Source organism: Eikenella sp. HMSC071B05, from assembly GCF_001811325.1.
GTDB classification, from domain to species: domain Bacteria; phylum Pseudomonadota; class Gammaproteobacteria; order Burkholderiales; family Neisseriaceae; genus Eikenella; species Eikenella corrodens.
In genome coordinates this window covers 1-15,088 of the sequence record NZ_KV804554.1, presented here as the reverse complement: position 1 = coordinate 15,088, position 15,088 = coordinate 1, and the positions used below count along the sequence as shown (strand labels likewise).

Here is a 15,088-nt window from a genome sequence, read left to right as displayed (position 1 = left end):
TTAATTGTCCAATGCGGCGATATGGGCGCATTCCCGGATAAGAGCCGTATGGACAAGGCCACGCTGCGTCATGCGGCAAGAGACCGCGACGAATTGGGCTTTATGGATGATTTTGTGCACGCCAAGCCGCCGATCGCCCAATTCCTCGAGCGGCTCAACCTCAATATGCTCTGCGTACGCGGCAATCATGAAGACCATGAATTTTTGGATGAACTGGAACGGCAAAGCGTGCAGGCTGCTTTTCCGATTGATGCTTATCAGCGCGTTTGGGTGCTGAAAACGGGCGAGCCGTTTGTGTTGCAGAAGGATGGCGAGTCGCTGGAAATTCTCGGCATCGGGCGCATTGGCGATAGGAAACAGCGGCCGCACGGCGAATTTATTCAGGAGTACGAACGGCAAACCCTGCACCGCTTTGTTAAAGGCTGCCTGAAAAACAAACACGACCCCGATGTGTTGATAACACACGATAAACCTAGCGACAGCCAAAGCGGTTACGGCGCGGAAGAGATTGCCGATGTGCTGGACCAGCTGGCGTTTGCCTACCATTTTTACGGGCACACGGGCGAGGCATACCGGCAGAACTTGGCGGACAACGGCATCACCCGGTCGGTCAAGATCCGGGAATTGGAATTTGACGGACAGGGCAAGTTGTCGGAAGGCTGTATGTTGATTTTGTAAGTGGAGCAGCAGGAAGGGGGCAAGCAGTTTACGCTTTCGCCCGTGCCGCTAAACGAGATCATTCATTTTATGCGGGACACTTGGCGGTATTGCTGATGCGGAAAGGACGGATTGAAAACCCGTCCTTTTGTTTTGCCGACTGTTTTTCAGGTAGCCCGAACCGTTCAGGCTACCTGAAAATTTATATCTAAAATAACAACTCATTTGCTGTATTAAATGAATTAAGTCAAGTGAATGATAACTTACCAATCCTTCATTAGTTTTCTGGCACAAAACAACAGCTAAAACGAGTGATTGAAATGGGCTGCTATTTTTCTGCAGGACCTGCAATGTTAAGCAGTAAAATGGTTATGAGTTAGTCCAACTCATGCAAATAGAAAAAATATTAGTTGAAACTGATGGCCCTTTGGGGAATTTTAAAAAACAAGCTTTATTCCCATGGAATGCCAATGTTGCCATTGCAATATTGGCAGATATTTGGGGGAGGAATATTTCGGAAGCTGAAAATATATTGAGGCAAAATCTATTTAGCTTAGTTGCAAAATATATATAAACTACAACCCATCCTTATCTTATAAAGTCTCCTTTGGATATATCTATACAAAATGGTTTTTCTATAATGATGGCTTATGTCGTGTTTTAGAATAGAAAATTTATCATTAATTTGGTTTAATATTTGCAATACAAAAGAAAACTTTCAGGAGGAAATTATCATGAAATTTATTTTCTCTGGATAATAACAAAGTTTCAAAAACTTTAACATTCTTATGTTTATAAATATAAGCCAATTATTAAAACAAACAATTAAGATAAACCTCAAGGGAACAAGGGAAATTGGGCCTCACTCTCTTTTGGCCAGATACAACTAGAAAAAGAAAACGCAGCATACCCTATTTTAGCTATTGTTATTGTTCAGAACTACCCAGCTTTCCCTGGCAGTAAACCGCCTAACTGAAAAACGTATTTAGAAAATTTTCTTTTTCAATACCCTAGCTTTTTTACTATCCAATCAGACAATCAAAATTGGCTTAAAGAACAAAATGGATGGTATTTCATCTCTTTTATTCTTTAAGCCAATTTCTCAGGTAGCCTTCTCATCTGCCCGCCTGCCGGCAAACCGTACGATTCTCGCTTTGCCAGACCCGGCCCGGTGGTACAGGGCGTAGGCTTCTGGCTGGTTGGAGAACAGATAGCGCCGGGTGAGGGTTTTCATCTTCAGGCTGTCGCCGTATGGGGCGAACCAGTCGACAATCCATATCCGGCTGCCGCTTTGCCAATTGGCGGGAGTATGCAATACGCTGTCGGATTGTAGGTATTGTGCTTCTGTTTCCGGACTGAGCATCGCCCAAGAGAAATAGCCCAAGATGCTGCCTTGTTCGGCAAACAGGGCGAATTGGCCGTTATCCAAAGCGGGCAGTACGTATCTGCCCAGTTCAATCAGCGGCGCCTCGCTGTAGGGCGGGGTGTGCAGCCACAGCCAAGTGACGGCGCCCAATACCTCCGCCCGGTTCCAATGCTCATGGGGAAACAGGGCGGGGCTGATGATGTCGATTCCTTCAAATTGCATAGCGGCTAGAACGAGTAATTCAGGTTGAAGCCAAAAACGGGCTTGTCGGCCGGGAAGTGGGTGGGTTTATGCAGCGAGCGACCGGCAAAAATATCGTAATACAGATTGCCGCCCAGGTTGAATTGGCCTTTCAAGCCCAATACACCACCGGCCAACGTTTGCCCGAGCAGCCACTCGGCTGAGGGGCCGGACACATGGCCGACATCGGCGCCGATATACACCTGATGGCCGTTGCGGTATTGCCAAGCCAGGGTGTTTTGCCAATACCAGCCGCGCTCGGCGGATAGGGAAAGCTCGCCATCGAAACCGCGCACGGTGTAGCGGCCGCCGATGGCCAGTTTGTCTTGCGGGGTGAGCGGGCTTTTATTCCACTGGGCGTGAATGGAGGTGTCGTAGGCAAAGGCTTGCCGACCGATTTGGAAGGGCTGGTTGAAATCGGCGGTGGCGCTGATGATTTTCATGCGGGAAGTGCCCTCGCCGAATTTCTCTTCCGGAGCCCGCAGCGCATCCTGCATGCCGGTGCCACGCTTGTAGTTAATAGCCAGGTTTAAGATGGCGTTGCCGAAGTATTCTTTATGACTGAGGTTGGCAGACCAGCCTGCGGTACGTCGGCGCTGGACGTCGATTTCGGCATCGTTCACGAAACTCTGCGATTCCCGCCACCATACTTTCATGCCGAAATGGGTTTTGCGGCGGGCATCACGGTAAAGCAGCCGGGTGAAACCGATGTCGGTATTATGGCTTCTACCGTTGTAATCATAGTTTTCCGATAGGCCGGCTACTGCTTGATGGTAGCGATAGCCATTGTGGTTCACCGCCCAGAGCCACTTGCCGAAGGGAAAGGAATAATGCAGGGCATAGCTGCGGGTGCCGCTGCCGGTGCGGATGCCGCTATAATCGGTCAGGGTATTCTTATGCCCCAGTTCGCGGCCATAGGAAACATAAAACAAATCGCTCAGGCCAAGCGGGTTATCCAACGACAACGTAATATTGCCCTGATATTTCCCCGTGGCCTTGCTGCCCGAATCATCCGCTCCGATACTCAGCCGAAACGGCAACAGGCGCTGCCGCCATACGATAACCACATCGCTTTCGTTTGGCTGTGCGCCCGGTTCAATCCGGATATCCGCCTCGGCGCTGGGTATCCGTTTGAGGTTTTCCAGCCCTTGCTCCAAATTGCGCAGGTTGAGGATATCGCCTGCCGCGGTGGGGAACTCATTCTGAAACGCACTAATCCTTTCGGCATGGGTGGTTTCTTTATTAGCCAATTCAACCCGTATGCTGCTAATTTTCCCGGCAATTACCGTGAGCTCCAGCCTGCCTGATTTTAAATCTTGCGGTGCGGCCAAAATACGTGTGGTGGTGTACCCCCTGCCGATTACGGCATTCTGTGCCAAGGTCATAATCCGGTTGATAGCTTGTGCGCCCAAACAATCTCCCGGTTGGAAGTTGCTTTGCCGCAAAGCCGCATCCAAAGCAAATTGAAACTTCTCGGCCGATTCGCCCACCAAGGAAACTTGCTGAATTGGAAAACACACCTCATCAGTAGCCGGTTGGGCATCTGGTTGCGCCTGATTATGTTGTGTGGAATCTAAAAAGACATCTTGCGTGGGCTGCTGTTGCTGCTGCAATTGTTGTTGCTGTTGTTGCTGTAAAATATTCTGTTGGGTTTGCTGCTGTACGGAGCGGTCAATCACCTCTTGCGGAAAAGGTGCAGCCAAAACAGAAGGGACGGATAATGCGGATAGAGCGAGGAAACAGACACTTTGGCTAAAAGGGAGAGATTTCATATAGCGGTGATGTGTTGATGTGGAAATAAAATGATATACGTTTGATTATTGAGCTGGACGCACGGATTGTACCGAACTCCCGGCATGATGGAAGAGGGTGGAGGCAGATAAGGAGCAAACTTGTTGCCAAAGTGATATGAGCAGTCTGTTTAATAACGGATTAAATAAAGGCTACCTGAAAAATGTCCGCATCCTGCCTGCATTATTCGGATAAAAGGCACGCCGCCCATTCTTCCTACTGACGGAATTTGTTCAATTGTTCCCCAATCAGGCAGGTTTAATGGAAAGGCTACCTGAAAACGCAGCGCAGCGAAGTTTCTACGCCGCTGCTGACTTCTTTCTCGCGGCTGCGGCTGCTGTTGCGGCTGGATAGCAGGCGGATGAAGGAGGGAGAGGCTACCTGAAAATTTTCAGGTAGCCTTTGGGCGCTCAGAATAACGGTGAAAGCTGGGTTGTTAAGAAACGGGAGAAAAGCGAACAGGCGATTAAGAAGAGCGGGAGTTTTCAGGTAGCCTTTTACGGGTGGAACGGAGAGGCTACCTGAAAAATATCCTCTTTTACGAGCAATACAGCATTTGGGCTGGACGGCATGTTCAGCCATAGCGGCTGACGGGATTTGTTCAGTTGTTACCCATTTGGGCAGTATTGGGGAAAGGCTACCTGAAAATTCTTCAGGTAGCCTTTGAGTGGTCGGAATAACAGTGAAAGTTGAATTATTAAGGAACAGGAGAAGGGCGAACAGGCAATAAGAAGAGCGGGAGTTTTTTCAGGTAGCCTATACAAATCAGCCAGCCTTGTTACTGTGTTCTGATTTTTCTCAGTAATTTACGCACTTCTTCCAAAGCATACCAACCTTCATCTTCTTCTCCAGCCTTGTAGTGCTGATATGCCTGTTCGACCAGCTGCCTACATTGCTCGAATACCGGCTTAGGGCCTTTTTCCTCTACAGCCATATCTAGACCCAATCGTAATCCATCAAAAGTCAGATCTAATGTCCAATATTGACCAGGATAAGCTATTCTTTCTGTAAAATTACTTGGGGCGCACATTTGCACAAATGTCACATAATCTTTGAAACTATGCAGATCATTAAATCCAAATTCTGTCGATTCCTTCATATTTCATCTCCTTGGAATAATACTATAAGAACCTCTGCTACCAAGTCCTGATGGTACTGTAATCGTGGTGTTTGCGCCATTACCGAATTCATGGAAGTCCCTAATTTGTGGACTGCTATTGGTTTTAAATCCTAATGAACCGTCTCAGATTAGATTTTCGCTTGGTATATATACATTTGGCACATGGTATTGCCCTGAACCGGAGGGATCGTATAACTGACAACTACTTACAACAATTCGCTCAGAACTTTTAGGAATACTTGTTCTTCTAACTACTCAGTGAGAGAAGAAACTGAAATGGGCCACCTGAAAATTTTCAGGTAGCCCATACAAGTCAGCCAGTCTTGTTACTGAGTCCTGACTTTCCTCAGTAGTTTATGTACTTCCTCCAAAGCGTACCAACCTTCATCCTCCTCTCCAACTTTGTAGTGATGATATGCCTGTTCGACCAGCTGCCTGCATTGCTCGAATACCGGTTTGGGGCCTTTTTCCTCTACGGCCATATCCAAGCCTATACGAAGATCGTGAAAAGCCTTTTCGAGAGTCCATCGATACTCTGGAGGCTCATCTTCATATACAGGGAAGTTGTTCGGTGCACATAATTTGACAAAAACAACAAAATCTTTGAATCCATGTAAATCATTAAATGCCCAGGGTTTATCCATTTCTACCTCCTTGGAATAATACTATACGAGCCTCTGCCACCAAGTCCTGATGGTACTATAATCGTGGTGTTTGCGCCATTACCGAATTTATGGAAGTCCCTAATTTGCGGACTTCGATTGGTTTTAAATCCTAACGAACCGTCCAAGATCAGATTCTCACCCGGTATATGCACATCTGGTATGCGGTATTGTCCTGAACCGGAGGGGTCATATAACCGACGATTAACCCGGACAATTTCATTTGGCCCTTCTGGGATTCCGTTTCTTTGTAACCATTTTCTTAATTCAACCCTGGCATAGGCATCTGTTTCCCTGCCAATTATCCGATTATCATTAGGCAAACGGCCTCTTTGTACATCCCTCATGGCATTTGCATAACCCTGATCATAGAACTCTTGGTACTTATTCCGCACCATATCGCCCAATGATTCGGTCGGTTTGGCAGCTTGCTGAGTCACAGGGCGGGGGGCTTGTTGAGCAGTCTGTCCTGAAGCTTGAGCGGCATTCGCTACGTGATTCGTGTTTGTAACCGGAGATGGCGGATTGCTTGTAGTCTGCCTACCAGCCGATGGCTTCGTGGTATTTCCTGATTGTTGTGCCGCAGTTTGCGAACTAGATCTGCCAGATGCAACCGGTTGAGATGGCGGCCTGTTGGGTGAAGCAAACCTATTTGATAATGCTTGCGCACCATAGTGTGTAAGAACAGAAAAACCGGTTTGGAGCAATGCTGGATTTTTAAAGTCCCTATTTTTTATAGCCTCAGTTGCCTCTGAATAAACTCTTCTCTGGCCGGTTATGTCATACATCATAGCCAGTCCACTGTTCACTGTTTCTATTTCCTTCCTGGTGGCACCACCTCTCCGCCTATTAAACTCAACTGCTGCAGCATTAACTAAAGGCAGTGTAGGAGCATATGTTCCCAGACCTGTTGTAATATTTGTTATTCCTTCATGATCCTTTGGATCGTATCCAAACATATTCCTATTTGGTTTCGTTTCTCTAAATGCATTTGCCCGTCCCCTAATCCTATCCCAGAGAGATGGATTCTTTAAAGTATTGGAGTGAGCCAATATTTGCAAGTCTTTGTTCATGTAATCAGATAGCTCTTCAGCCGTAAACTCTCCTCGTTGATAAGCTTGCAGAATAATATTCACGGCTCTGCCTTCATTACTCAAATGAAGTCGCTCTACCCCATCCCTGCATGCATCCGTACGGCACTCTCGATAACGGGTGATAATTTCATTAATATCCAAAATCCCGTTTCTAGTTAATAAATTATGGATACGCTTCCCAACGGAAGACAATCTGGCATACTCATTCCGATTAGGCAGCAATGCGTTATTCTCCACCGCATTCCTACCGACCACCCCGCCAACCTGGGCATTGGACAGCACATCTACGGCATTACCGCCGCCGTCGCGGCTGCCCGACACCCCGCCAACTACGGCTGCTACCGCGCTGCTCAAGGTGCGGATACGCTCCTTATCCTGTTCGGGCAGCAGGTCGGGCCGTTTGGCCGCTTCTTCACCGTACAGGGTGCGGGTCAACACCATGGCCGCAGCTTCGGCTCCGGCTCCGGAGGCGGCACCGGTAGCAGGGTCGCCTCCGTTGGTGTAGGCGAGGGCGGCGCCGAGGATGGCGTGGCTGAGCAGTTGGGCGGCTTTGTTCGGATGGCTGCCGTTCTGCCCGAAGGTGTCGCCGATCAGGGTGGCGGCATAGGGGGCGAGGGTGTTGCTGGCTACCTGAAGGCCGCTTTGACCGCCCAGGCTGCCGGTCAGTACGGTGGTGACGGCCTGGAGGGCGCGGTTCTTGCTCCCGCCCACGCCCCATTCCTGTTTGGTTTGCTCCGCCTGTTTGATCCGTGCGCTGGCTTCGGCCTGGGCCACGGTGTCACCGCTGGCTTTGGCCTGCCGGAAGTCATGCTCGGCCTGCTGTTTCTGCTGCTCGGCTTCTTTGGCCCGGTTGCTGCTGTAGGTTTGGGCGGCACCGATGATGTCGGCGCTGGCTTGGGAGACGGTGCGCTGCCGTTGCAGCAGGCGCTGCAGGTCGGGCAGTGCGGCTATGCTTTCATTGGCACCGTCCAGCCGGGTGCGGATACCGAGTGCTTGGGCGGTGGTACGCTCGCCGCCGATGCGGATGTCGCCTTCGCTCAATACGGCGTAGGTGGTGCTCTCGCTGCTGCCGCTGTCGCTCTGCGGCAGGCCGGGGTTGTATTGGGGGCCGTTGCTGTAGCCGATTTCGGGTTTGTAGCTGCCGTCTGCCTGTTTGATGCCGGGGTTGTGGCCGTAGCCGCCGGAGATGGCGGCGCTTTGGGCGGAATAGTCGCTGTGGTTGTGCAGGTTCTCAAAGGTGAGGCGGTTGGCGGTGAGTTCGTTGTGTTCGGCGGGGGCGGCGGAGGCGATGGCGCCGCCTTTGAGGTGCACTTGGTCGGCCCGGATGTGATAACCGCCTTGGCCGGCAAACAGGCCGCTCTGTTCGGCTACGCTGCGGCTGCTGCCGCTGGTTTGGGCGGCGCTGTAGTTGCCGCTTACCTCCCAGGCGGTGCCGAAGGAGACTTGCACCCGCACGCCGCCCTGGCTTTGTTTGCTGCTCTGTTCGAGCTGGTCTTGCAGGCTTTCTATGTGCAGGCGGCCGCCGACATGGGCATCAATGCGTTCGGCTTGGGCACGGGCGCCGGAGAGGGTGGTGTCGCGTTGGCTGTTGATCACCAGGTGTTTGGCCTGCAGCCGGGTTTGGCCGTGGCTTTGGGCGTCGAGGTGGTTTTCTCCTTTCCCGCCGCCGACTTCGACATAGGCGTAAAAGCCGGTTTGGGCGCCAAGGGAAACGCCGACCCCGCCGGATACGCCGAGGTGGCTGTTTTTGCCGTCGGCGCGTTGGCGGTTGCCGCCGGCTTCGAGGATGATGTCGCGAGCGGAGTCGAGGCTCAGGGTGTCGCCGGCTTTGGCTTGGGTATTTTGCAGGCGGATGTCGCCTTCGCGGCTGGTGAGGCTCAGGTTGCGGCCGGCGGCCAGGGTGTTGCTCTGGCTGTGCTCATAGCTCAGTTCCTGTTGGCTGCGGGCGGTTTTGAAACCGAAACCGACTTCGGCTTTGAACAGGGCGCCGTTGCCGGCGACGGTGGAGTAGCCTTTGGCGGCGGCGGCCATGCCCTGCAGGGCGCGGGTGCGGTCGTCTTCTTTGCCTTTGACGGTGCCTTCTACGGCGTTGATCAGGTCGAGGATGGGGGAGGAGATTTTGGCGAAGTTGCCGATTTTGACATCGCGCTCGGCAGAGTAACGGCTGCCGCGGTTGTGGTCGGTCAGGATGTCGATGCGCTTGGCCTGAATATCGACATCCTGTGCCGCTACGACGTCGGCCACCTGCTGTACGTAGTTTTCACCGGCATGCATGCGTACGCTGCCGTTCAGGCTGCCGAGTTGGCTGCGTACCTGCTCGACCTGCTGTTGCCGCTCTTGGCGGGTGTGTTTCATCCAGCCGTTGAAGTGCTCGGTGTCGGAGATGACGGCCGAACCGATGCCGCTGCTGATCTCGCGCTCGCTGCTGCGGCTGCTGTTTTGGCTGGACAGCAGGCGGATGTCGCCGCCGGCACGGAGGGTGAGGTCTTGTTCGGCTACGGCACTGCTGCCGATCAGGCTGATGTCGCCCCGTTCGGCCTGCAGGCTGGCCCGTCCGCCTGCCGACAGTTGGGTGCCGGTGAGGCGGCTCAGTTCGGCTTCGCCCTGTGAGCGGTCGTTGAAGGTGCCGCCAGCAGTGAGGTGGTCGCGGTTGTCGATGGAGAAGCCGCTGCGCCGGCTGCGGGAGTGTTGGCTTTGCTCGTCGGCGGCAAAGCCCAAGCGGATGTGCTCGGCTGCCTGCAGTACGGCGTCGCCTTCGGCACTCAGCTTGGCACCTTGGCTGTTGATGCTGCCTTGTGTGGCCACGATGTTCAGGTTCTTACCGGCGGTGGCGGAGGTAACGACGGCTTCGCTGTGCTGCCGGGATTTTTCCGAAAGGGAGCGGCTGCGGCCGCCGGTCACCACCAGCGGGGTGCTGGCAGCCATGGCGGCTTTGCTTGCGGCACTGTCGTGCTGCATCCATTTGCCTACCCAGCTGTCGCTGTAACCGCCGTTGCCTTTGGTGCGCTCGTAGGCGGTTTTGCCGGCGGTGTAGACATCATAGGTGAAGCCGACGGCAAAGCCGGACTGTTTGCTGCGTTGCTCGGTCTGCTGGCTGCCGCTGACATGGCCGGCATCCAGGTTGACTTCTTTGCCTTGCAGGTGCAGGTTGCCGCCGGCAGCCAAACGCGCGGCTTGGGCATCCAATTCCTGTCCGGCGACGATGACGGTATCGCCACGGATACTGCCGACCTGGGATAGGGTCAGGCTGCGGTGTTGTGCGTTTTGCTGCAGACTGTTGTCGGATTTGCTGTAGCCGACGCTGGCCACGCCGTCTTTGAAACCGCCCACCAGGCCGGAGCGCTGCTCGCGTTCGTAAGTTTGGCTGGCGGCGGTGTTTTCTGCGGCACGGATCTGGATACGCCCGTCGGCAGTGAGCCGGTTTTGCTCGTTAGCAATCACTTGGCTACCTGAAACGGTCATGTCCCGACCGGCATGCAGTTGGAGATGGTCGGCCAACACGCTGCTGCCGACGGCGGTTTGCGCTTCGGTGCGAATGTTGCTGGTATTGGTTTGTTTGCGACCACCGCCGGTACGTCCGGTATGTTTGGAGGCATCATCTACCAGCTCGGTTTGTGTGCCGCTGCCGATAACGATATCCCGACCGGCTTGGGCCAGCACGGTTCCGCCACTGATGTCGGCGGCATCGGCCCGCAGATCGCGGCCGGCAGACAACAGTAGCTCGCCACGGGTACGGATCGTACTGCCGGCATCCAGGTGCTCGCCACGGATGATGTGGTTATCGTTGTCGAAACGGTTTACCTGCAACTGTTCGGTACGCTGCGTACCGAGGGTAATGTCCTGGCCGGCACGCAGCAGAGTACGGCCATTTTCGGATTGGTTGGCCAACTCGGCGGCATCCAAACGAATATTACCTTGGGCAGTCGCCGCCAACGTACCATCTTTACCGGCTGTCAGATAAATACCGGCCACACGGTCGAGATGAGTAATATGACCTTGACCGTTGGCATTATTAGCCAGCGTACTGCGGCTGTTGATGTCCCCGCCGGCCTGTAACAGCATCGTTTGGCCGGCATCCAGTACCCCGCCGGTATTGTTGATGTCGCCCGATGTGCGAACCTGTAGGCGGCCTGCACTGATACGGCCCGAGTTTTCCAGTGTGCCGGCATTCAGATATATTGCCTGCCGGCCGGCAATCGTGCCACCATTATGCAGTGTTTTGGCAATATTGAGTTCGGTTACATTTCCGGCCAGCAGGGCACCGCCGCCGTTTACATCACCCGGCCGTACCCGTAGATAAACTTGCGGTACCCATACCTTTTGACTGCCTCCATTGGGCAGGGAAACCGTTTGCTCCACCAACCACACAATATCGCTCGTCAAGCGGGCAACCTGCTCGCTGCTGAGGGCGATACCGGGGGTCAGATTGAAGGATTTAGCCGCCGTCAGGCCATTGTTCATCAAGGCCTTAAATTGTTCCTCATCATTGCTGTAGCCATTCAAGAAACGGTGGCCGGTCAGTTTGGCAATCTGCTCACGCAGCAGGCGTTGTTCATAGAAGCCGTCACCCAGCCGTTTATGCATATTGTCTTGATTGAGCCCTAATTGACGCAGCATATAATCGCTACCGAGCCATTGCCGGTAGTTGGTAAACCGAGGATCGGTTTCCACCAGATAGTGCGGTGAATCGGGGTTGACGATGAAGAAACTGCTGCCAGGCAGCTGAATAGCTGTCGTATCAACCCGCACCGATACATCCGGTACATTGGCCGAGCGATTGTCCGGAGCCGAAGTACTGGGCAGGGTGGTGGCAAATTCACGATAAGCATGCGAACCTAAAGAGAACTGGCGGACTTGCGGGGCTGGACGATAGGCTTGCCAACGGTGTCCGGTACTGTCGCGGCCCTTTTCCCGATGCCGCCAGTAACTGTGCAGGACCCCCTCATCGCTTACCGTGGCGGTACCGAAGGTCTCATGTTGGTGTACATTGCCTTGGGCAGTAGAAACAGCCAATTGGCCGCCGGCAATGATTTGGCTGTCCGCGTTGTGCAGTTCATCAGCATCAATCTCCAAACGACCGCCGGCAATGATTTTGCCCGGAGCGGTTTCCTGCACTTCGGTCTGCCGGGTAACCCGGTCGTAATCGTATTTGTACCAGCGTTCATGGTTGATGCCGTCGGGTGTATGCAGGTGGTCGGATTCATCGTTATAGACATACCACCCCTGCTGATGCTGCGTACCCTCCTTCAACCGCTCATTACGCCCGTGAGCCTCATATTCGACATGCCGCTCACGGGCGGTCTCAACAATATCAGTGACCAGATGGGCATTGGTATTGCGCACGACTTGCGCGGCAATCCGTCCTTCTCCTGCCGCTTCAATCGTGGCACTGCGGTTATCGACTTGTTCGGCCTTGCCTTGCGCCAAATGGTTGGCTGTTAACCGGGCACCGATAGACAGCTGATTGGCGCTATACAATACGGCCTGCTCCCGGTTATTCAAACTGCGTACACCGATATCCAGGCGTTCCCGAGCGGCCACAACGGCAGCTTGTGTATTTTGCCCGACTGTTTCCTCTCTGTTGGTGAGCGTATCGGCTGAAATGGCGACATGATTGCCAAATATCCGACCGGTGCCGATGTTGTCGAGTGTTTGCCCGGCCTGTATTTTAGTTAGGCCGTTACTATTAATCAGACCCCGGTTGCTTAGAGTTTGTGTAGCCGCCAAGTCGACAAGTTGGCCAGCTTGTATTGTGCCAGCTGCTGTATTATCGACTTTGGCAGCATTAAGCTGCAGCTGATTGCCAGCTGCTAAATCAGCCGTGTTAGTTAGTTTGCCTTGGGTGGTAAAGGTTGCGTCACGGCCACTCTTTACGGTCTCGGTTAACAATAAATCCCGTTGCGTAGCCAAAGATAAATCACGCCCTGCTGCCACGGTGCCGCTTTGATCCATTTGCCTGGTCTGTATACGGATATCTTGGGCGGACAGCAGTTGTCCATGTTGATTTCGAACCGTTTCCCCGGATACCTCTAATTGCTCCACGGTTTCTACTTTACCAGCTCGATTATCAAATGCCCGGCTGGAAACATCCGCTTGGACGGCACGAATCTCACCATTTTGGTTGTCTAATAATTGACCGGTCGCAGAGAGTTGATTGAGGCTGAGTACACCTTGGTTTTGTAAGGAGCGTCGAGTATGCAGATTGGTGGCACCATTGGCCTCGATTTGCCCGCTGTTGTCCAAGCGTTCAGCGGCATGGATACGGCCATCAGCCAACAGTGGCAGTGAGGTGGCGGTATTCGGCTGCTGCACCAGTTCTCCGGTGCCGGCGGCCTGCCCGGGCAAGGGGGCGCTGCCATTGCCGCCGTTGTTCTGATTGCCTGATGGATTGCCATCCGGCCGGGCTGTCCCGATATGGGCTTCGGCAGTATTGCTTAGCGCCTGGGTGTCGATAGACAGAGACTGCAAACCGGTTTGGCTGATCTGCCCTTGATTATTTAACCGACGGGTATCGATATCCAACCTGGCAGCCTGAATCTGCCCGTTTTGCTGGTTACGTATCGTGTCGGCATGATTCAGCAGCATCTGTCCCGATGCCGCCAACACACCTTGATTGGTGATTTGTTCTGCTTGAACGGTTAAATCTTGTTGTGCCGATACAGTGCCGGTATTTTCCAGGGAATGCGCCTGGATATTGACTGCTGCTGTCGATTGATCTGCTGTGTTGGCATGTGTTTTGGCCGCCGCAATGCTGCCTGTATTCTCCAATTTCCCATCGGCTGAAATGCGGATGCCGCCGGCTGTCGCAAACATTTGCCCGGCATTGTTGATCCCTACCCCGCGGTCGGTACTGACCAAGGAAATTTTACCGGCATACATACCACCTAAGCTGCCAGTATCAATAGCAATGGCCGGGGTGGTCGATGAGGTGGATACCGGTTGGTAAGCCCCTCCAGCAGAAGAGTCATAATTCCCGGCAACCACCTCTAAATCCTTCGCCCATATTCCGGCCTGAATCTGACTGGCTTGCGACAGAATACGGGTATAGTCGGCCGTAGAGGTGTCTAGACCGCTACCGGTCACCGCAATGTCGCCACGGCGCACCCGGAACCCTTCTAAACTGGCACCTTGAATCACGGGCATCCCGGTAGTCAAGGTCACACCGGACGCATTGATAAAACCGGCGCCATTGACCTGGATACCGGCCGGATTAGCCATCACCACCTCGGCACGGCGGCCGGCGATTTCGATGTATCCGTTCAACAAAGAGGGATTGCTGCTGTTTACTTGGTTGACAATAATCCGTGCTTCCCCTCCAGCCAGTAAAGGGTTGCCTTGTATCCAGCCAGCCAGTTGGGTCGGCACATTGCGCCGGCTGTTATTGAGTACGGCACCGCGGTTGTCCACGTCAAATCGGCGGTACTCATTCACAGAAACCCCGCCGGCAGACGGGGTTTGAATATTAATCTGCGGCAATCCGTTCCCAGTCTGCAAAATAACCGGTTGATGGGCCGCAGGCGCGGTTTTATCCGCCTCAATGCCTGCCGCGAATACAGGCGGAACCAAGACCGCAACAGACAAGGAGGCAATAATCAGGGAAAAAGACAATAAAGAACAGGCAAAGCCGTGACCGCCCCGACTAGCAACACCAGAACCATGACCACCAGAATCCCCTATACTTTTTCCTTCCCGCAACGTGTTTTCAGCAACAACGACGACACTGTTACGTTTTTTGTTAAAAATCACTTTATGCAGATTCTTGTTCATGATGGTATGTAGTTATAGGTTAGGTTGAGAATATGAAGGGGAAGCAGCAAACCGGTTAATACGCAATTGAATGTTTGCGATTTTTTAGTTCATGATAAACATAAAACAGGCAGAACCGACATGAGTTTGCTTGCGGACAAACAAACTTTATTGCAAGCAAACGATATGCCACCTTATGGAGGCAGGGGGAATTTAAGCACTGGATAACCTATTCGCATCCAAACTTCGTAGATTTAGATTCCAAGCATAGACAAGCACTATTGATTTATATGTTAGCATCCAATGAATAACTAAAATGCAGAAACCACTAGCACTGTTTACCATTTACCCGCCCTATCTGCCGGTCAATACCAACCGTCGGCAGAAGGCTTCCCAATCAGCAAGGTGCACA

At 52.9% G+C, this 15,088-nt stretch carries 8 protein-coding genes; 2 read left to right on the top strand and 6 right to left on the bottom strand.

The window, feature by feature from the left end:
• Together HMPREF2796_RS10525 and HMPREF2796_RS11725 are read left to right on the top strand one after the other, a co-directional pair.
• On the top strand, positions 1-678 hold a 678-nt coding region (locus tag HMPREF2796_RS10525; protein WP_246826985.1), incomplete at its 5' end, for a metallophosphoesterase family protein.
• Positions 679-1,045: 367 nt separating this feature from the next.
• Complete coding sequence (locus HMPREF2796_RS11725; protein WP_246826807.1) at positions 1,046-1,231, top strand: amidohydrolase family protein; 186 nt, start codon at positions 1,046-1,048, stop codon at positions 1,229-1,231.
• A gap of 528 nt (positions 1,232-1,759) precedes the next feature.
• Here HMPREF2796_RS11725 and HMPREF2796_RS10520 read toward each other — a convergent pair.
• From HMPREF2796_RS10520 to HMPREF2796_RS10500, 6 genes are all read right to left on the bottom strand, one after another.
• On the bottom strand, positions 1,760-2,245 hold the full coding sequence (locus tag HMPREF2796_RS10520; RefSeq protein WP_070633546.1) for a toxin-activating lysine-acyltransferase: 486 nt from the start codon (positions 2,243-2,245) through the stop codon (positions 1,760-1,762).
• A gap of 5 nt (positions 2,246-2,250) precedes the next feature.
• Positions 2,251-4,035, bottom strand: a complete 1,785-nt coding sequence (locus tag HMPREF2796_RS10515; RefSeq protein ID WP_070633544.1) for a ShlB/FhaC/HecB family hemolysin secretion/activation protein — start codon at positions 4,033-4,035, stop codon at positions 2,251-2,253.
• A gap of 289 nt (positions 4,036-4,324) precedes the next feature.
• Positions 4,325-4,636, bottom strand: coding sequence for a hypothetical protein (locus HMPREF2796_RS11200; protein WP_141749212.1), 312 nt, complete (start codon positions 4,634-4,636; stop codon positions 4,325-4,327).
• A 196-nt stretch (positions 4,637-4,832) separates the two neighbouring features.
• Positions 4,833-5,153: a hypothetical protein gene (locus HMPREF2796_RS10510; protein ID WP_070633543.1), complete on the bottom strand. Its 321-nt coding sequence runs from the start codon at positions 5,151-5,153 to the stop codon at positions 4,833-4,835.
• Positions 5,154-5,500: 347 nt separating this feature from the next.
• A complete protein-coding gene (locus tag HMPREF2796_RS10505; RefSeq protein WP_070633541.1) occupies positions 5,501-5,818 on the bottom strand; it encodes a hypothetical protein in 318 nt (105 codons plus the stop codon).
• Between the two features lie 2 nt (positions 5,819-5,820).
• Positions 5,821-14,697 carry a hemagglutinin repeat-containing protein gene (locus HMPREF2796_RS10500; protein WP_083308712.1) on the bottom strand — a complete coding sequence of 2,959 codons (8,877 nt, stop codon included), beginning with the start codon at positions 14,695-14,697 and terminating at the stop codon, positions 5,821-5,823.
• Between the last annotated feature and the right edge of the window lie 391 nt (positions 14,698-15,088).

Coding starts and splice junctions, on each gene's coding strand:
- HMPREF2796_RS10510 (WP_070633543.1), bottom strand. CDS start 5,153: ATGAAGGAATCGACAGAATTTGGATTTAATGATCTGCATAGTTTCAAA.
- HMPREF2796_RS10505 (WP_070633541.1), bottom strand. CDS start 5,818: ATGGATAAACCCTGGGCATTTAATGATTTACATGGATTCAAAGATTTT.
- HMPREF2796_RS11725 (WP_246826807.1), top strand. CDS start 1,046: ATGCAAATAGAAAAAATATTAGTTGAAACTGATGGCCCTTTGGGGAAT.
- HMPREF2796_RS11200 (WP_141749212.1), bottom strand. CDS start 4,636: ATGGCTGAACATGCCGTCCAGCCCAAATGCTGTATTGCTCGTAAAAGA.
- HMPREF2796_RS10515 (WP_070633544.1), bottom strand. CDS start 4,035: ATGAAATCTCTCCCTTTTAGCCAAAGTGTCTGTTTCCTCGCTCTATCC.
- HMPREF2796_RS10500 (WP_083308712.1), bottom strand. CDS start 14,697: ATGAACAAGAATCTGCATAAAGTGATTTTTAACAAAAAACGTAACAGT.
- HMPREF2796_RS10520 (WP_070633546.1), bottom strand. CDS start 2,245: ATGCAATTTGAAGGAATCGACATCATCAGCCCCGCCCTGTTTCCCCAT.